Origin of the sequence: Sorangium sp. So ce131 (assembly GCF_051519095.1) — a bacterium.
GTDB lineage: Bacteria > Myxococcota_A > Polyangia > Polyangiales > Polyangiaceae > Sorangium.
In genome coordinates, this window is the sequence record NZ_CP150455.1 from 10658837 (window position 1) to 10677173 (window position 18337).

The window sequence follows — 18337 nt, forward strand, 5'->3', positions numbered from 1 at the left end:
CCGTGGAGGCCGCGGCGGCGGCGCCGGGGGTGTGCCCGGCGCGGCGGGGCTCTCAGCTCGCGAGGCGCTCGATCCGCGCGTCGACCTCGCGCTCGGCGTTCAGCCAGTCCTCAACCGGGTTGTTCCGGAAGCCGGCCCTCTCGGCATATCCATAGGCCACCTTGGCGATCAGGCGGTGCCGCTCCTCGCGCGACAGCCCCCCGATCCTCGGCGCGCCCTCGCGCGCGGGCCGCGCGTCGGGCGTCGCGGCCGGAGAGGGCATCTCGACGGCGGCGGGGGCGGAGACCGCGCTCTCCGCCTGCGCGGCGCTCGGGGCCGCCGCGGCGACCGGGGCGTCGAGCTGGCTCGGGGCCTTGGTGGTCTTTCGGCGGGCCGGGGTCTTGCGCTTCGAGGTCATCTCGTCGTCTCTCCTTTCGGGTACACGGGTCGACTAACCCAGGTCCGCGCGCACGAACAAATTTTGAGCGCGCAGTTTTCCGGCCGCTCGGTCCGTGCTCCCCCGGCGGCGCGCCGTCGGGATCTCCCTTCCACCGCACCGGGGTTCGCGGTAAACTCGATGTCGCTGACCGGGTGAGATCATCCGGCCTCTGCCATTCATCGTCGCTCGCCTGGCCGCCGTTCCCGGGTCGGCGCGTTCGTGGCTTCCGGGTCACCTCCTGCGCTGACGACACGTGTGGAAGCGCGCGCCGAGCGCGCGCCGAACACGCCCAAGACACATTCGCGAACCGCAGAACAACCGCTGACGACACGCTGGAGACATGCTGGAGAATCGCTGACGACACGCTGGAGACAACACGGCGACGTGGACGTGGCAGGCGCGGTGCTCGCGGTCTGCCCGCGACTCGTGGAGATGCGATGTGGAAGAAAGCGCGGCCGCTTCTCGGCGCACGGATCACCTCCGCTCTCTCGGCAGCGGGATGACGCGCGTCCTTTGGGTCGAGGATGACAGCGAGGTGCGGCTCGTCGGCGCCTCGGAGCGCTGGGCGCGGGCGATGGAGCAGCTGCGGCGGCTCGCGGAGCACGAGCGCGCTCCGGTGCTGCTTGCGGGCGAGCCTGGCACGGGCAAGGGGCGCTGCGCGCGCCTGTTGCATGCGTCGAGCGCGCGTGCCGGCGGCCCGTTCGTGGCGGTGGGCGTGGCCCGCTTGCCGGCAGATCGCCTCGAGGAGGAGCTCTTCGGCGTGGAGGGTTGTGCTGGCGGGCAGCGTGCGGCGCGACCCGGGCTGCTCGAGCTCGCGCGCGGGGGCACGTTGTTCCTCGACGAGGTCGGCGCGCTCCCGCGCGATCTCCAGCCGCGGCTCGCGGCCGTGCTCGACGGCGCGCCGTTTTGCCGGGTTTCCGGCGCGGGCGCGCTGGTCGCGGACGTGCGCGTCATTGCGTCCACGAGCCGCGATCTCTCCGGTCCGTTCGGGGAGGGCGAGCTCCACGACGATCTTCGCCGTCGCGTCGGCGTGTTCGTCCTGACGCTCCCTCCTCTGCGCGAGCGCGACGGCGACGTCCGGCGGCTCGTCGAGTATTTCCTGGAGCGCCACGCCGCCGCGGCGGGGCGGCCTTGCGGTGGGATCACGCCCCGCGCGCTTGCGCAGCTCGAGGCGTACTCCTGGCCGGGGAATGTCCGCGAGCTCCGGGGCGTGGTCGAGCGCGCGCATCTCCTGGGCAATGGCGCGCCGCTCGACCTGGAGCACCTTCCGCCGGAGATTGGGGCGTCGTTACGGGGGGGGTCGGCGGGCGGGGGCGGGCGGCCGTCGCCGCCGGCGCGCGGCAGCGCGTCGCTGGGGGAGGCCGTGCGCCGCCATATCCTCGCGGTTTACGCGGCTCAGGGCGGGAATGTCACGCGCACGGCGAATGCGCTTGGGATTACGCGGGTCTCTCTCAGGAGGCATTTGAGGCAGTATCTTGCTGGAGAGGGGAGGACGAAGGGTCCGCTGGGCGGGTAGCTGCCCGACCTGACCGGGGAAATTGCCCCGGGCCCCTCGGGATGAGCGGTTCAGGGCTGGAGGTCGGAAGCGCGTCGCCTCCCGTCTCCCGTCTCCCGTCTCCAGTCTCCCGTCTTTCGTCTCCCGTCTCCCGTCTCCCGTCTCCCGTCTCCCGTCTCCCGTCCTTCGTCTTTCGTCTTTCGTCTTTCGTGATCGTGATCGTGATCGTGATCGTGATCGTGATCGACATGTTCGAGGAGAGCCAGATGCTCGACTCGTCATGGGAACTCATGCAGTTGAGAGAAGAGGGACGGCTCCAATACAGAAGAATCAAGAGGATCGATCACGATCACGATCACGATCACGATCACGAAGGACGAAGGACGAAGGACGAAGGACGAAGGTCGAAGGACGAAGGACGAAAGACGAAGGACGGGAGACGAAGGACGAAAGACGAAAGACGAAAGACGAGGGACGAAAGACGAAAGACGTCCGACGTACGGCGGAACAGGCCAGACGGACGCCCCACCGCGCTGACACGGCTCCCCTAATCAGATACTGCTCGATCCATGCCGTACCGCCCCCCCACCTTCCTGCTGCCCGCCATCTCCGCCTTGCTGCCTCTCATCCCGCTCGCCTGCGGCGACGGCGCTCCCGACCCCGGCCAAGGCCTGCCCGGCGCCACGACCACGGGCGGCGACGGCGGCGCGCCCGGTACCTCCACGTCGACCGGCGCCGCGGGCGGAGGTGGCGGCGGCGGAACCGCATTCACCGGCGGCGGTGCCCCGGGCAGCGGCGGCTCCGGCGGCTCCGGCGGCTCGGGCGGCGGCCCCGGCGCCCCGGACGACATCCTCTGCCCGACGACCTTCACCTTTCGCCCCCCCACGGGAGCCACCGAAGTCCTCATCCCCGGCGAATGGAACAGCTTCGACCTCTCCTCCGCCCCGGCGATGACCCCAACCGCAACCCCCGGCGAGCTCGCAGCCACCCTCGCCCTCCCTCCCGGCCTCCACGCCTACAAATTCACCTACCGCTCCGCCGGCGAGCTCACCTGGATCCTCGACCCCACCGCCGGCCGCCGCAAATACGTCGGCGGCATCGAGAACTCGGCCATCAAGGTCCGTGACTGCCGCCTGCCGTCCTTCTCGGTCGCCTCCAGCCACGCGACCCGGCTCACCCCCGGCCAGGGCTCCTTCGAGGCGAGCCTCGTCTACCTCGACGGCATCGAGGGCGACGGCCCCGACGTATCCGCGTTCGAGGCCACGCTGCAGGACCAGGACGGCGTGACGCGCCCGCTCACCGAACAGGAGCTCTCGATCGACGCGTCCGGCGACGTCGTGCTCGCCCTCGAAGGCCTCGCCGACGGCAAGTACCGCGTGACCGTCCGCGGGGCGACGCAGGGCGGCCGCGCCGGCGAGCCGCACCGGCTCGTCTTCTGGATCGAGGACGAGCCGTTCTCCTGGGAGGACGCCCTCCTCTACATGGTCGTCACCGATCGCTACCGCGACGGCGATCCCGACCTGAACGCGCCGCCCACGCCCGGCGCCGATCCGCGGGGCGACTGGGCCGGAGGGGATCTCGAGGGGCTCCGGCAGGCGATCGCGGACGGCACGCTCGACGCGCTGGGCGTGCGCGCCATCTGGCTCACGCCATTCCAGGAGAACCCCGCCGGCGCCTACCCCGCGAGCGACGGGGTCCATCAGGTCACCGGCTATCATGGCTACTGGCCCATCAAGGCGCGCGAGGTCGATCCGCGGCTCGGCGGCGCCGCGGCCCTCCACGCCGTGGTGGCCGAGGCGCACCGCCACGGCATCCGCGTGCTCCAGGACTTCGTGGTGAACCACGTCCACGAGGAGCACGAGTACGTCGCGTCACACCCGGAGTGGTTCAGGACAGGCTGCGTCTGCGGCACGGACGGGTGCGACTGGACGTCGCACGCGCTCGACTGCATGTTCGCGGGCTACCTCCCCGACGTGGATCACACGGTGCCCGAGGCCAACGCCGCGTTCGTGGACGACGCGATCTACTGGCTCGACACATTCGATCTCGACGGGCTCCGCGTCGACGCCGTGAAGCACGTCGAGGAGCTCGCCACGCGCAACCTCGCCGCCGAGGTCCGGGAAACGTTCGAGTCGGCCGGGACGCGTTACTTCCTGATGGGCGAGACGGCGATGGGCTGGAACGACTGCGCCGATCCGTGCAATGACGAGAACTACGAGACCATCGCGAAGTACATTGGCCCCTTCGGCCTGGATGGTCAGTTCGATTTCGTCCTCTATCACGGCGTCTCGTACCGCACCTTCGCCTATGGCGATAAGGGCATGCTGCACGCCGCGTACTGGACGGAGCACGGGCAGCGCAGGTGGCCCGAGGGCGCGATCATGACGCCTTACCTCGGCAGCCACGACACCGCCCGGTTCGCGACGCTCGCCGATTACCGAGGCCAGTCGCCGTCTCGCGGCCGCGACGTCCCGGGCCGCCAGTGGACGGACGTCGCGGAGGCGCCGGAGTCGCCGGAGGTCTATGCCCGGGTGCGCCTCGCGACCGCGTGGCTGCTCGGCCTGCCCGGCGCGCCGCTCCTGTATTACGGCGACGAGTACGGCGAGTGGGGCGGCGCCGACCCGAACAACCGCAGCCTGTGGCGCCCGGAGGAGGAGCTCACCGCCGACGAGCGCGAGACCCTCGACCACGTGCGCTCGCTCGGCGCCGCGCGGCGGCGCATCCCGGCGCTCCGCCGCGGCGCCTACGTGAACCTCGCCGCCACGGAGGACACGCTGGTCTTCGGCCGCCGGCTCGACCCCGGGAGGTCCGCCATCGTGGCGCTCACGCGCGCGGGGGAAGCCCAGGAGGTCGAGGTCGAGGTCGCTTCGGCGCTCGGCCTCGCGCCCGGCACGGCGCTCACCGACGCGCTCGGCGGCGGCGGCGCGGCGGTCTCCGCGGCCGGGACGCTCTCGCTGCGCGTCCCGCCGGGAGGGGCGCTGATCCTCGCGCCGTGATCCCGCCCGCCGGCCCGGCGGCGCAGGGCGCTCACCTCAGGCCTTTGCTCGCGACGTGCAGCTTGATCAGCTCCTCCATCCCGGCGAGCAGCTCGTGGAGATCCACCGTCGCGAGGTGCGGCGCCAGCACGGCGACCTCGCCGTGCAGCCGCTGCCACTCCTTGAGGAAGTAGCGCTCCACGTCGTGCTGCCTGAGCGCCGCGAGCACGTCCTCCCGCTCGCCCCGCCGGATCTGGTCCACGTGGATGATCCCGCGGCGCAGCGCGTGCGCGACCACCTCGGACGCGAAGTCCGACCCCTTGATCTTGCGCTCCCAGGTCGAGATCTGGTCGCCGAGGCGGCCCATGCGCTGGGCGTGCCACATCGCCTCGCGCACGAGGCCGAGCTCCTCGGCGTCGAAGCCCGGCGAGGCCATCAGGTCGATGGTGCAGGAGAGCATCATGTGCGTGCTGTGCGGCTGGTAGAGCTCGCTCTCGACCAGGTTCATGAGGCCAGGGTGCCTGTTCGCCAGCACCGCGTAGCGCATCGTATTGATGATCTGGTCGCGGTCGTACTGGAACACCTCCTCCAGCTCGTCCCAGCGCGGCAGCGCCCGCGCGCGCCGCTCCATCTCGCGGGCGACCTCGCGGGCGAAGGCGATGTACTCGCGGGCGCCCTCGTCGAGCGCGCGCTCTCGCGCGCTCTCCTCGGCGGCCGAGCCCGGGTCCTCGAGGCAGAGCTCCAGCATCTCGCGGTCCTGGAGGACGCCGGCGATGTCCTCCAGCAGCACGGAGAACATGATGCCGAGCATCTTGGTCATGGCCGCCGCCGAGCGCAGCTCCGGCGCGACGGAGCTGAGCGTCGTGATCTGCATCGCCCGGAGCGTCCAGCGCCACAGGAACGGATTGCGCTCGCCGACACGCTCGTAGCGAGCGAGCCACTCCGGCAGCTCCTCCGGCATGTGCACGTAGAGGACGCGCTCGAGCGCTGCGCGCGCATGGCTTTGCCAGCGCTGGGTGTCGACGTCCGAGGTCAGGTCGGGCGTCGGGGGGACGGCGGGAAACGCGGTCGCAAGCATGATGATCCTCCGGGGCCTCGGGCCGACGCAGATGCCTTGTTCCGCGGGGGGCGCAGCGCTCTCCCTCCCGCAGGCTCCGCGCGGGTCGACCACCCCCGCGCCTGCTGTGTCGTGCCGCTTACTTGCCCAGCACCCGCAGCAACCCATGTGCCAGCCGGCGTTCTCCCGTCTTCGTGCCGTCCAGAACGGTTGCGTTGCATCGCAGCCGCCGTGGAATGCGAAAATGGGCGGGGTTTTTGCGACGTGCCGGACGGCGTCGGCGCCGGGCAGCGCGGGGTGGCTCGGCGCCGGTGGCTCGTGCCAGCCCGCGCGAGCGTGCCAGTGTGCCAGCGTGCCACCTCGGTCCTGGCGTCCTTGCCTGTCCTGCGGCGGTCAGGATGCGACCGCTCAGGACGCGACGTGGACGATCAGCTTACCGAAATTTTCACCCTTGAGCAGCCCGATGAAGGCCTCGGGGGCCTTCTCGAGGCCTTCGACGATGTCTTCGCGGTACTTCACGTGGCCTTCGCGGATCCAGCGGCTCATGTCTTGAAAGAAGTCGGGGCGTTGATCGGCGAGGTCGCCGACGATGAAGCCGCGCAGGGTCAGGCGCCTCGTGAGCGCGAGCATCATTAGGCCAGGCAGCCGGTCTGGCCCTGGCGGCGGGGCGGTGTCGTTGTAATGGGCGATGAGGCCGCAGATCGGCACGCGCGCGAAGGGGTTCAGGAGGGGCAGCACCGCCTCGAGCACGGCGCCGCCGACGTTCTCGAAGTACACGTCGATCCCGCCGGGGCAGGCTTCCTTGAGGCGTTCGGCGAGGTCGGGGCGGCGGTGGTCGATGCAGGCGTCGAAGCCGAGCTCGTTCACCACGTAGTCGCATTTCTTCTGCCCCCCGGCGACGCCGACCGCGCGGCAGCCCTTGATCTTGGCGATCTGCCCCACGGTGGCGCCCACCGGCCCGGAGGCCGCCGCGACCACCACCGTCTCGCCCGGCTTCGGCTGGCCGATGGTGAGCAGCCCGGAGTAGGCCGTCATGCCCGGCATGCCCAGCACCCCGAGCGCGGTCGAGACGGGCCCGAGGGCGGGGTCCACCTTGCGCAGCCCGTTTCCATCGGAGATCGCGTACGCCTGCCAGCCGGTCCGCCCCTCGACGATGTCGCCCGGCGACAGGCCGGCGACGTCGGACTGGATCACCTCGCTGACGGCGCCGCCGACCATGACGCCGCCGATCTCGACCGGCGCCGCGTAGGACGGGCCGGCGCTCATGCGGCCGCGCATGTACGGATCGAGCGAGAGGTAGAGGGTGCGGAGCAGCGCGCGACCCTGGCCGGGCGGGGCGAGCTCCTCCTCGATCAGCGAGAAGTCGGTGGTCTTGGGCTCGCCGGCCGGCCGGGAGGCGAGGACGATCTTGCGGTTGCGCAGGGTGGTCATGTTCCGCTGATCCTGCGCGAACGCGGCCGGAATTCCAGGGCAGATCGGCGGGGCGCACGGCCTGGTTGAGCTCCGCCGTGTGCGGGGGTATGCCGCGCCCCGCGATGAAGCCGCTCGACCTGACGCAGCTACCCGACGAGCTTCGCGAGGCGCCCCCGCGGCGGTGGGCGGCCCTGAGGCACGCCCGGCACCAGCTCGCGGGGCTCGGCGCCACGCTGCTGCTCTGGGCCGGCTTCCTCGTCGTCGCCTCGTTCTACCTGCACGTCGAGTTCGCCGCGACGGCGCTCTGGCTCTCTGTCGCCACCGTGCCGTTCTTGCTGCTGTACCAGGCGCTGGGCTGTTATGCCGCCTGCCAGGTCGCGCTCCGCGGCGCCCCGTCCGCCGCCCACATCTACGACAGCGTCGTCGTGACGAGGTTCAGCACGGTGAAGATCTGGCACGTCGTCGTCTCCGGCGCGCACGTGCGGATTCGCGCCGAGGCGCCGCTCGTCAAGGGCATGGTCGTCCTCGTCACGCCGGAGACGCGGCGGGGAAAGCGCAGGGTGGGTGTCTATCATCCCCAGGTGGGGATCTGCACGTCGATGGTGTGAGACGGCGTTTGGGGCCGTCCCGATCACGCGCGATACGGCCCTTATCTGACGTGCTGTCCGACCGTCGAGCGGATCTGCGGTTGACGCAGATCGCCCCGGGGTCCGCCCTCAGCCGGCCGACTTCACGAGCCGGAGCCGCTTGTCCGCCTGCCCCCGGTCGTTCAGCCGCAGCTCCGACGCCGCCGGCGCGCGCCGCCGCACCGGCTGGTGCAGCCGGGCGCTCGCGAGGATCGCCTCGCAGAGGTCGCCGAACTCGTAGCCTGCCGCCGCCGCGATCTTCGGCAGGAGGCTCGTCTGGGTCATGCCGGGCAGGGTGTTCACCTCGAGCACGTACTCGTTCTCTCCGCCCGTCACGAGCAGATCCACGCGCACCGCGCCGCTGCACTCGAGCGCCTGGGCCGCCCGCTCCGCCAGGTTGAGGATCCCGCGGTAGCGGGTCGGCGGGAGGCGCGCCGGCATGAAGTACTCGGTCATGCCCGGCGTGTACTTCGCCTCGTAGTCGTAAAGCCCCTTCTTCGGGACGATCTCGATCGCGCCGAGGACCTTCCCGTCCAGGATGCCCACGTTGACCTCGGTCCCCGACACGAACCGCTCCACGATGGCGGCGTCGTCGAACTCGAACGCGAGCGCGAGAGCGTCCCGGAGCTCCTCGAGCGACCCGGCCTTGGTCACGCCGAGGCTCGACCCCTCGCCGCGCGGCTTCACGATGACCGGGAACCCGAAGGAGCCGTGGACCGCATCGAGCGCGTCGAGGTCCTGGTCCGCTCCCACCGTGTAGTACGGCGGCGTCGGCACGTTGTGCAGGCGGAACATCTCCTTCGCCTTGAGCTTGTCCATCGCGAGCGCGCTCGCGAGCACGCTCGAGCCCGTGTACGGGATCTGGGCGAGCTCCAGGACGCCCTGCACACACCCGTCCTCACCGAGACGCCCGTGCAGCGCGAGGAAGGCCGCGTCGAGCCGCGCCCGCTGCAGTGTGGCGCAGAGCTCCGTGCCGAACCGGTCGCCGAGGGTAATCCGGACAACATCGTACCCGCGTGCCTCGAGCGCCTCGGCGACGGCCGCTCCCGAGCGCAGGGACACCTCGCGCTCGCCCGACGAGCCGCCCATCACGACGCCGACCCGCCTTCGGACTTGCCGCTCCACCATCGAAGAACCTCCGTCGCCTTCCCGTGCGGAAATCAACACCACGCCAGCGCCTTTCCGGTACAGCAGAGCTGCCCGAGGTGCGCTGCGCAAAAACCAAGCCAGCTGCCTCCAAGACCAGAAATGCAGCGGTCTTGCGGCGGAGGGCGGTATTTCCTGAGCTGGGGTTGAGGAAAACTGCGCCCGCCCGCCGTGTTCACCTGCCCACGGCGCGCTGACAGCCAACCCGGTATCAAGGCCCGCGGCGGAGGTCAACTAAACGGAGCGATGACGGGGGTGGGGAGCGGGCGCGACAGAGTGCGGGCGGCGGGGCGGGGGCGGCCTGAGGGATGGGGGCGCGGTGCTGCGGGGCTCCGTGCGGGAGGAGCGCGTGGAGCAAGGGTCCGGGCGGGCGGGGGAGGCGGCGTGAGGGGGATTGTGGAATGGGTGCCGGCTCACCAAGGGTGGGGCAGAACCGCAAACCGCTTGCCGTCTCCCATCATGCCTCTTTCGTCGTTCGTCCCTCGTCCCTCGTCTCTCGTCCCTCGTCCCTCGTCCCTCGTCTCTCGTCCCTCGTCCCTCGTCTCTCGTCCCTCGTCTCTCGTCCCTCGTCCCTCGTGATCGTCCCTCGTCTTTCGTGCTCGTCCTCGTGATCGTGATCGTGATCGATCAGATTGCTCACGAAGGCCGCCACAAAGTGCTCGCATGAACACACAAGGCAATAATGAGAGCGATCACGATCACGATCACGAGGACGAGCACGAAAGACGATCACGAGAGACGAAAGACGAAAGACGAAAGACGAAAGACGAAAGACGAGAGACGAAAGGCCGACCAATTCACGTTCCCCGGGGCCGAGGCCCGTCCAACACAAGAGCCGATTCACCGCTCCCCCGCTCCTGCAACACCCACCCGACGGACACCAACCCCGCTCCCCCAATCCCCCTCACGGCCGAGGCCCCTTTTCCCCGCCCCCCGAGCGCGCCCGCCGCCCCGCCCCCACGGCCCCCCTCCCCCACCTCATCCTGAAGCGTGCGCCCTCCAGGACCCAGGGTAGGATACCCGCGTGCTCGTCTCCGACCTCGTCGCCACCTCCGAGCGTGTCGCCACGACCTCAAGCCGCCTCGAGAAAATCAACGCGCTCGCCGACGTGCTCCGCCGCCTGTCCCCCGGCGAGGTGGAGATCGGCGTCGACTGGCTCGCCGGCCGCCTCCGCCAGGGCCGCATCGGCCTCGGCCCGGCGATGGTCGCCGAGGCCCGCCGCGCCGGCCCCCCCGCCCCCTCCCCCGAGCTCAACCTCGCCGAAGCCGACGCGATCTTCACCGAAATCGCCCGCACCTCGGGCCCCGGCTCCGCCGCCGCGCGCCGCGCCGCCCTCGGACGACTGCTCGCCCGCGCCACCGACGCCGAACGCGACTTCTTCGCCCGCCTCCTCGTCGGCGAGCTCCGCCAGGGCGCCCTCGAGGCCGTCATGGTCGAGGCCGTCGCCCGCGCCGCGTCGCTCCCCCCCGCCTCGCTGCGGCGCGCCGTCATGCTCGCCGGCGACGCCGCCGAGGTCGCCAAGGCCGCGCTCCTCGAGGGAGGCGCCGGCCTCGAGCGCTTCTCGCTCCAGCTGCTCCGCCCCGTCCAGCCCATGCTCGCGCAGGCCGCCGACGACATCGCCTCGGCCCTCGGCGAGCTCCGCACCGTCGCCCTCGAGTGGAAAATCGACGGCGCGCGCGTGCAGGTCCACAAGGACGGCGACGACGTCCGCGTCTTCAGCCGCAGCCTCAACCCCGTCACCAAGGCGGTCCCCGAGATCGTCGAGGCAGTGCGGGCGCTCCCCGCCCGATCCCTCGTGCTCGACGGCGAGGCGATCGCCCTCCGCGAGGACGGCAGGCCGCACCCGTTCCAGGTCACCATGAGCCGCTTCGGCCGCACGCAGGACGTCGCCGCCATGCGCGCCCAGCTGCCGCTGCGCGCCCTCTTCTTCGACGCGCTCCACGTCGACGGCGAGGACCTCCTCGACCGCTCGGGCCGCGAGCGCGCCGCCGCCCTCCGGCAGGTGCTCGACCGGTCGCTGCGCGTCCCGCGCATCGAGCTGCCCACCGTGGCCGAGGCCGAGGCCTTCTTCGCCGACGCGATCGCACGCGGCCACGAGGGCGTCATGGCCAAGGCGCTCGCCGCGCCCTACGAGGCCGGGCGCCGCGGCAGCTCCTGGCTCAAGGTCAAGTGCGCGCACACCCTCGACCTCGTCGTGCTCGCGGTCGAGTGGGGGAGCGGCAGGCGCCGCGGGCTCCTCAGCAACCTCCACCTCGGCGCCCGCGACCCCACCTCCGGCGCCTTCGTCATGCTCGGCAAGACCTTCAAGGGCATGACCGACGAGATGCTCGCCTGGCAGACGAAGCAGCTGCTCGAGCTCGAGATCTCCCGCGACGCCCACACCGTCTACGTGCGGCCCGAGCTCGTCGTCGAGGTCGCCTTCGACGGCGTGCAGGCGAGCCCGCAGTACCCCGGCGGGGTCGCGCTCCGGTTCGCGCGCGTCAAGCGCTACCGCAGCGACAAATCCGCCGCCGAGGCCAGCACCATCGACGAGGTGCGCGCCCTCCACGCCGGCGCGCTCGCGCGCGGCGCGGCCGAGGGCGGCGCCCCGCGCGATCAGCCGAAGCGGTAGTGCTTGCGCACCGGGGAGCGGACCTCCCAGGTGCAGCTCAGCCCCGCAGGGAACGTCACGAGATCCCCCGCCTGGACGTGCACCGGCGCGCCCTGGTTCGACGCCGGCGTCACGACCACGTCGCCCTCGAGCAGGTAACAGGTCTCCGGCTCGTCGTAGTGCCAGGAGAAGGTCGACACCTCCTTCGTCCAGATGGGCCAGCCGCGCGCCCCGAGCTCCTCCAGGCGCTCCTCCGACGGTCCGTGCTCCAGCTTGATCGGCTCCATGGCTCCTCGCAATCGCGGTGATCGCGCGACGCGCCTCCAGGCGAAGCTCCGGTAGCCCCCCTCAGCCGTCGCTCCGCGCGATGGTAGCAGCTCGGCCGGCCGCCGCGGCGTCCTCCGCGCCGCGGTGGACCACGCCGCCCCCCGCCGGCCGACCCGCCGCGCCGGGCCCCGCCGCGGCCGCGGTCGCCGGCGCGACCATCTCCTCGAGATCGAGCATCAGCGAGGTGCTCCGCTCGATCCACGCGAGCGGGTCGCCCGGCTCGTCGCGCAGGATCTTCTCGCTGATGGAGCGGTACATCCTCGCGTAGCTCTCCGTCTTGTTGATCCGCGCCACGCGGAGCACGCGGTGATCGTCCTCGGCCACGTAGCGGCTCGCGTTGTCGACGCGGACCGTCGTCCCGCCGGCCCGCAGCTCGATGTGGTCCTGCACGCCGATCCGGCGGCTGCCCACGTCGGTCAGCACCATGCTGAACACGGCGCCGTTCTCGAGCTGCACGCTGACGTGGAAGTCGCCGTTCGCGCCGCGGAAGAGGTGGCGGCGCACGGGGGTGGAGAAGCCGTTCATGAACAGGAAGTGATCGAGCCAGTGGCAGCCGTTGCTGACGATGCGGCTGCGAGAGCTCGGCCACTCGTACCAGTGCCGCCGCACGAGCGGCACCTCGTAGACGATGCAGCTGTAGTGGACCGGCTGCCCCGGGGCGAGCTTCAGATCCTCGCGCGCGAGGTCCCAGAGGGCGCTGTAGCGCATGTGGAAGCAGGCGAAGAGGCGGCCCGGGTGCGCGCGGCACGCGTCGAGCAGATCCTCGAGCTGCGCCCGCGTCGTCACGAGCGGCTTCTCGACCACCGCGAAGCCGCCGCGCCGGATCGCGTGGGCGGCGAGCGGCGCGTGCGTCGCGTGGTAGCCGGCGATGAAGTAGACGTCGTGGTCCTGATCGGGCCGGGGGATCGCGCTCGTGTCGTACGAGACGCCGGCGGGCTGCACCGGGCCGATCTGCGTCGGGTCGATCTCGTGGATCGCGCGGACGTGGATGCGCGGATCGACGTTGGGCAGGATGTTCGTCTTCGCGTAGTGCCCGAGCCCGAAGAGCACCGCCGACTTGGCGCCGCGCTCGGTCCCCGGCGCGCGCGGCGAGCGCTCCGCCACCGGGCTCGCCTCGGGCAGCGGCAGCTTGCGCATGGCGGTCGGGTCCAGGCGGGCGAGCGCCCCCCTCGCCCACTCCAGCAGCGGCGCCGCCCGGTCGCCGAGCGCCTCGCCCGAGAACGGGCTCCACCCGGCGATGTCCGAGGGATCGGGGCCGGCCTCCGGCGATCGCGTGTACAGGAAGACGCCGTCCGCGCCCGCGTACGGCAGGAGGAGCTCGCGCGGCGCGCGGGCCACGAGCTCGGGGGGGAGCGCGAGCCGCTCGACGCAGAGGGGGTGCGAGGGGGCCACGAAGATCACGGCGTCGCCAGGGCCGAGGTCCGCGGCGTGGCCCTCCACGATCTCGCCGATCCCCACGGCGATGACGCGCTCGTCCCGCGCCCGCTCCCGGAGCCGCGACCGGATCTTCCGCGCGGTGATCCGCGGGCCCACCTCGAAGACGTAGTTCAGGATCCGGCGGAGGCTCCGGGGCTGCGCGAGGTGGACGTCGTCGAGCCGCCGGAGCGGCCAGTAGCAACGGACACGGACGCGGACCTGGCCCGTCGGCAGGTGGTAGTCGAGGTAACCCCCCTGCCAGCGGTTCGACTGAACGAACATGTGTGAGTCTCCACTTTGTCGAGCCCTGGATCCCAGGACACGCCTGGCCCCCAGGGCCCGTGAGCTTCTCGTCGAGCGGCCGGCGCCGCCCGCGCCGCGCTGACGCGTGCGTCCGCCGTCCCTGTCATGCCGGGCGACCTTACCCCGAAGCCGCCCCGGTCGGCACCTCCGCGCGAGAGGTCCCGCGCCTCGCGCGCGAGCGCTTCCATCCTGCCCGTTCGCTGTGCCCGCCGCCGCCGTTCTGCTACACGGCAGCGCGTGCCCGATCTGATCGTCCACCCCGCGGAGCGGCCGCTCATCGGGAGCGTGCCGGTCCCCGCGGACAAGAGCATCGCCCACCGGGCGCTCCTCCTCGCCGCGCTCGCCACCGGGCAGAGCCGCGTCAAGGGCGGCGCGCTGGGGGACGAGCTCCGCGCGACCGTGGGCGCGCTGCGCGCCCTGGGCGTCCGCGTCGAGGAGCCGTCGCCCGGCGAGCTCGTCGTCGAGGGCGCCGGGCTCGACGGGCTCCGCGCCCCGGCCGGGCCGATCGACTGCGGCGCCTCCGCCGCCACGATGCGGCTCCTCGCGGGCGTCCTCGTCGCCCAGCGCTTCGCGGCGCGGCTCGTCGGCGACGCGTCGCTCTCGCGCCGGCCCATGGAGCGCGTCGCAAGGCCGCTCCGCCTCCGCGGCGGCCGCATCGAGGGGCGGCTCGATCCGCGCACGATCGGCGAGATCACCGCGCCGCTCGACGTCGGGCCGCTCCCCGCGCCGCACGTGCTCTCGTCGATCGAGCACGAGCTCCCCGCCGCGTGGGACGAGGTGAAGAGCGCCCTCCTGCTCTCCGGCCTCTACGCCGACGGCCCCACGTTCGTGCGCGAGCCGATCGTCTCGCGCGATCACACCGAGCGCATGCTCGCCGCGCTGGGCGCGCCGGTCGACACGGTCGGCGCGATGGTCTGCCTCGACGGGGCCCGCTTCTCCGGCGCGCTCCCGGCGTTCGACGCCGACGTGCCCGGCGACCTCTCCGCGGCCGCGTTCCTCGTCGCCGCCGCCCAGATCGTGCCGGGCAGCCGCGTCACGGCCCGGCGCGTGGGCCTCAACCCGACGCGCGCCGGCCTGCTCGAGGTGCTGCGCGACATGGGGGGCGGCGTCTCGGTCGAGGTCCAGGGAGACTCGCTCGGAGAGCCGATCGGCGACCTCCACGCGGCCTCTGCCGGCCTGCGCGGCGGGCGCGCCGGCGGCGAGCTCGCCGCGCGCGCCCAGGGCGAGCTGCCGATCCTGCTCGGCCTCGGCGCGCGGGCGCGCGGCGTCACCGAGGTCTCCGACGCAGAGGAGCCGCGCGGGCAGGAAATCGACCGGATCGCGGCGATGGCGGCCGCGCTGGGCGCCTTCGGCGTGCGCTGCGAGGAGCGCCCCGACGGGCTCCTCGTCGAGGGCAGGCCGGACCGGCCGCTCGACGCGGCGGACGTCGACAGCCGCGGCGACCCCCAGGTCGCGATGACGGCGGCCGTGCTCGGGCTGGCCGCGAGCGGCCCCACGCGCGTGCGCGACGCGGGCTGCATCGCGGCGAGCTTTCCGCTCTTCGTGGGGACGCTGCGCGCCCTCGGCGCGCGGATCGACGTCGAGGGTGCCAGGGGGGCGTGAGCGAGGAGGTGCAGACGTGACGGAACGGCAGGACAAAGACGACGCCCCCCGCGCCCCGGCCCCGGGGACGGTGCGGCGGCTGCGCGTCGCCATCGACGGCCCGGCCGGCGCCGGCAAGGGCACGGTGGCGCGGGGGCTGGCCGAGCGGCTCGGCTACCTCCTCGTCGACACGGGCGCGCTCTACCGGGCCGTGGCCCTCGCCGCCCACCGCGTGGGGCTCACGTGGGACGAGAGCGGCGCGATCGGCGCGCTCGCCGAGGACCTCGCGACCTTCGGCCGCATCGCGCTGGAGCGCGGCGCGTTCAGCATGCCGCCCGCCGCCGCGGACGGCGCGCGGCCCGCCGAGGCTGCCGCGCCGAGCCCGCCGCTCGGGGGCAGCGGCCTGCGGGTGCGGCTCGACGGCGAGGACGTCTCGAGCGCGATCCGCGAGCCCGAGATGAGCTTCGGCGCGAGCCGCGTCTCGGCCATCCCCGCGGTGCGCAAGGCGCTGCTCGCGATGCAGCGGCAGGCCGGCGCCGAGGGCGGGGTCGTGCTCGAGGGGCGCGACATCGGCACCGTGGTGTTCCCCGACGCCGAGGTGAAGTTCTTCCTCACGGCGCCGGCCGAGATCCGGGCGAAGCGGCGGTACGACGAGCTCGTCGCGCGCGGCCTCTCCGTCAGCTTCGAGGCGACGCTCTCCGACGTGCTCCGCCGCGACAAGGCCGACAGCGAGCGCGCCGTCGCGCCGCTCCGCAAGGCCGAGGACGCGATCCTCGTGGACTCCGGCCACCGGAGCCCGCAGGAGATCATCGACGAGATGGCGCTGCTCGTGGAGGCCCGTGCGCGGGGCGGCTGACCGGCGCCGCCCCGCCGCCGCCGCGGCGCTCGCCGCGCTCGCGCTCGCGCTCCCGGCCTGCGGGGACGCCGCGCCGCGCCCCGCCGCGGGCGCGTTGAAGAGCCCCGCCGGCCCCCGGATCGTCCGGCGCATCGAGCCGGCCGAGCTCCTGCCCGCCGACCTCGATCTCGTGGTGCGCGTCGACGTCGCCCGCATGCGCGCCGGCCTGGGCCGGGCCGCCGCGGACGAGCTCGCGCAGCGCGCGCTCGGCGAGGCGGCGGCGCACGACGCCGAGCTCGACGCCGCGCTCCTGCGCGCCGACGTCGTCTGGCTCGGCCTCCGGCTCGCCGACCTCGAGGAGGGCGACCGCGTGATCGTGCTCGAGGGCCGCATGGGCGGGCTCGCGCCCGACCCCGCGCGCTGGGAGCCGGTGCCGTCGGCGCACGGCGGCGTGTCCATCTTCGACCGCCGCGGCGCCGCCGCCCCGCGCGCGGACGCCGCGCGCCTCATCGCGCTCGGCGACCGCGCCGTCGCGCTCGTGTCCCCCGTCGAGGTGGGCAGCGTCGCGCGCGTCCTCCGCGACGGCCCCGACGCGCGCCGCGGCGACCCGGCCGCCGAGGGGATCGTCAGCCTCGACCTGCGCGCGCGCCGGCTGCCGCCCCACCTCGCGCGCCGCTTCCCCTCGCTCGGCGCGCTCGTCGCCGGCGTCGAGCGCGTCCGCGCCGTCGCGTCCCTCCTCGACGAGGGGGTGCGCGTGGACGCCGAGATCGTCGGCGTCGAGCCCGCCGGCGCCGAGCGCGCGCGCCGCTTCCTCGAGGTGCTCCGCGACAACGTCGAGGACGCGCGTTACGCAGACCTCATGAAGGCGCTCTCGATCGAGCAGGTCGATCGCACCGTGCAGCTCCGCTGGCTGTTCCCTGCGCCCCTCGTCCTCGCGCTGCTGTCCCGGCCCCCGCCCGGCTGAACCGATGCCCGACACCCTCATCGAAGAACCGATCCGACCGACCGTGATCGACGATCCCGCGCTCGCCCCCGCGCCCTCGCCGGCCGCGGGCGATCCCGCGGGGGCGAGCCCCGGCGCGCCCGGGGGTGATCCCGCCGGCGCCCCGCGGCGCCCGGGCAGCCCGCGCGGCGCGTGCCTCGCGGTCGCCCTCGCGCTCGTCGCCGCGCTCGCCGCGCTCGCGTTTGGCCTTTACTTCTTCTTCTGGCGCTACGAGCCGACGGCGCGGCGCCACATCCCGGGCGACGCGAACATCGTCGTCCGCCTCGAGGCCGCCCAGCTCGCGCTCTTCGGCCCCGTGCGCCAGCACCTCTTCCCGCTGCTCGACGAGGCGCGCGCGGGCTCGCCGCGGAGGGCGCGCATCGAGGCGGCCACCGGCCTCGATCCCCTCGCCGACGTGCGCGAGATCGTGATCGCCTCGACCGACGCCTCGAGCTGGGTCGCGCTCGCGGGCGGGCGCATCCCGCGGGGCCGGTTCGTCGCGGGCATGGAGAAGGTCGCGCGGGACGAGGGCTGGATCGGCTGGCGCCGCGAGGGCGAGCTCCTCGTCGGCCCGGGCGCCGCGATCGGCCAGGCCGACGACGGCACGCTCGTCCTCGGCACGGACGTCGAGATCGCGAGGGCCGCGCTGCCCGCGTCGGACGAGTGGCAGCGCCTCGATCTGCCCGAGCAGGGCCCGGTTACCTTCGCGCTCACCCGCGCCGCGCTGTCCGGGGCCGCCGGCCAGGCCTCTGGCGCCCTCTCGCGGGCCGCGGCGCTGCTCCGCCGCGTGGATCGCGCCTCGGGCGTGCTGACCCTCGGCGCGGAGCCCGCGCTCGCGGCGCGCCTCGCGCCCATGTCCGGCGAGGCCGCGCCGGCGCTCGCCGCGGACGCCCAGGCGGCGTTCGGCGGCGTCAAGCTCGCCCTCGCGACGCTCCCGGACGTCTGGGGCGCCAGGGCGGCGCTCGACGGCGCCGAGGCCGAGGCGCAGGGCGAGCTCGTCGAGATCCGCGCGAAATGGCCCTACGAGGGCCTCGATCGCGCCTGCGCGGAGCTCGCGCAGCGGGCCCGCGCCGCGGGCGGCGCCGACGGCGCCGTCCCTTGAGCCCGCCGTGGGGCTTTCAGCCTGTGAGGGCCTGGTTTCCAGGAAAACGACAAAAGCCTCGCGTGGCTCGG

The 18337-nt window shown here is 73.2% G+C and carries 14 protein-coding genes; 8 read left to right on the forward strand and 6 right to left on the reverse strand.

The features are described from left to right. Nucleotides 1–52: 52 nt before the first annotated feature. Nucleotides 53–397: a DUF2934 domain-containing protein gene (locus WMF43_RS38740; protein ID WP_437672688.1), complete on the reverse strand. Its 345-nt coding sequence runs from the start codon at nucleotides 395–397 to the stop codon at nucleotides 53–55. Between the two features lie 520 nt (nucleotides 398–917). Here WMF43_RS38740 and WMF43_RS38745 point away from each other — a divergent pair. Next, on the forward strand, nucleotides 918–1934 hold the full coding sequence (locus WMF43_RS38745) for a sigma 54-interacting transcriptional regulator (protein WP_437672690.1): 1017 nt from the start codon (nucleotides 918–920) through the stop codon (nucleotides 1932–1934). Nucleotides 1935–2482: 548 nt separating this feature from the next. Further along, the gene (locus WMF43_RS38750; RefSeq protein ID WP_437672692.1) at nucleotides 2483–4909 is read left to right on the forward strand and encodes an alpha-amylase family glycosyl hydrolase; all 2427 of its coding nucleotides are present in this window, start codon (nucleotides 2483–2485) and stop codon (nucleotides 4907–4909) included. A gap of 31 nt (nucleotides 4910–4940) precedes the next feature. On the opposite strand, the gene WMF43_RS38755 is transcribed toward WMF43_RS38750, so the two are convergent. Further along, nucleotides 4941–5966, reverse strand: coding sequence for a hypothetical protein (locus tag WMF43_RS38755; RefSeq protein WP_437672694.1), 1026 nt, complete (start codon nucleotides 5964–5966; stop codon nucleotides 4941–4943). Between the two features lie 387 nt (nucleotides 5967–6353). Next, nucleotides 6354–7376: an NADP-dependent oxidoreductase gene (locus WMF43_RS38760; protein ID WP_437672696.1), complete on the reverse strand. Its 1023-nt coding sequence runs from the start codon at nucleotides 7374–7376 to the stop codon at nucleotides 6354–6356. A gap of 104 nt (nucleotides 7377–7480) precedes the next feature. On the opposite strand from WMF43_RS38760, the gene WMF43_RS38765 reads away from it, so the two are divergent. Continuing rightward, on the forward strand, nucleotides 7481–7966 hold the full coding sequence (locus WMF43_RS38765) for a hypothetical protein (protein ID WP_437672698.1): 486 nt from the start codon (nucleotides 7481–7483) through the stop codon (nucleotides 7964–7966). 108 nt (nucleotides 7967–8074) lie between these two features. On the opposite strand, the gene WMF43_RS38770 is transcribed toward WMF43_RS38765, so the two are convergent. Then, nucleotides 8075–9112, reverse strand: a complete 1038-nt coding sequence (locus WMF43_RS38770) for a D-alanine--D-alanine ligase (protein ID WP_437672699.1) — start codon at nucleotides 9110–9112, stop codon at nucleotides 8075–8077. A gap of 1042 nt (nucleotides 9113–10154) precedes the next feature. Between WMF43_RS38770 and WMF43_RS38775 the strand changes: the two genes are divergently transcribed. Beyond that, nucleotides 10155–11741 (forward strand): ATP-dependent DNA ligase, encoded by a 1587-nt coding sequence (locus tag WMF43_RS38775; protein ID WP_437672701.1) that lies wholly within the window; start codon nucleotides 10155–10157, stop codon nucleotides 11739–11741. Here WMF43_RS38775 and WMF43_RS38780 read toward each other — a convergent pair. Continuing rightward, complete coding sequence (locus tag WMF43_RS38780) at nucleotides 11726–12007, reverse strand: cupin domain-containing protein (protein WP_437672703.1); 282 nt, start codon at nucleotides 12005–12007, stop codon at nucleotides 11726–11728. The two genes, WMF43_RS38775 and WMF43_RS38780, sit on opposite strands and share 16 nt — an antisense overlap. 61 nt (nucleotides 12008–12068) lie before the next feature. Further along, complete coding sequence (locus WMF43_RS38785) at nucleotides 12069–13745, reverse strand: Gfo/Idh/MocA family oxidoreductase (protein ID WP_437672705.1); 1677 nt, start codon at nucleotides 13743–13745, stop codon at nucleotides 12069–12071. A 258-nt stretch (nucleotides 13746–14003) separates the two neighbouring features. Here WMF43_RS38785 and aroA point away from each other — a divergent pair, with 258 nt between their 5' ends. Genes aroA through WMF43_RS38805 form a run of 4 tightly spaced genes read left to right on the forward strand, consistent with a single transcriptional unit; the run spans nucleotide 14004 to nucleotide 18266 of the window. Further along, on the forward strand, nucleotides 14004–15368 hold the full coding sequence (gene aroA, locus WMF43_RS38790) for a 3-phosphoshikimate 1-carboxyvinyltransferase (protein WP_437672707.1): 1365 nt from the start codon (nucleotides 14004–14006) through the stop codon (nucleotides 15366–15368). Between the two features lie 16 nt (nucleotides 15369–15384). Then, entirely contained in the window at nucleotides 15385–16203 is an 819-nt protein-coding gene (cmk, locus tag WMF43_RS38795) for a (d)CMP kinase (RefSeq protein ID WP_437672709.1), read from the forward strand. Then, nucleotides 16187–17146, forward strand: a complete 960-nt coding sequence (locus WMF43_RS38800; RefSeq protein ID WP_437672711.1) for a hypothetical protein — start codon at nucleotides 16187–16189, stop codon at nucleotides 17144–17146. The genes cmk and WMF43_RS38800 overlap by 17 nt, the downstream gene beginning before the upstream one ends. Nucleotides 17147–17150: 4 nt before the next feature. Continuing rightward, entirely contained in the window at nucleotides 17151–18266 is a 1116-nt protein-coding gene (locus WMF43_RS38805; protein WP_437672713.1) for a hypothetical protein, read from the forward strand. Nucleotides 18267–18337: the final 71 nt, after the last annotated feature.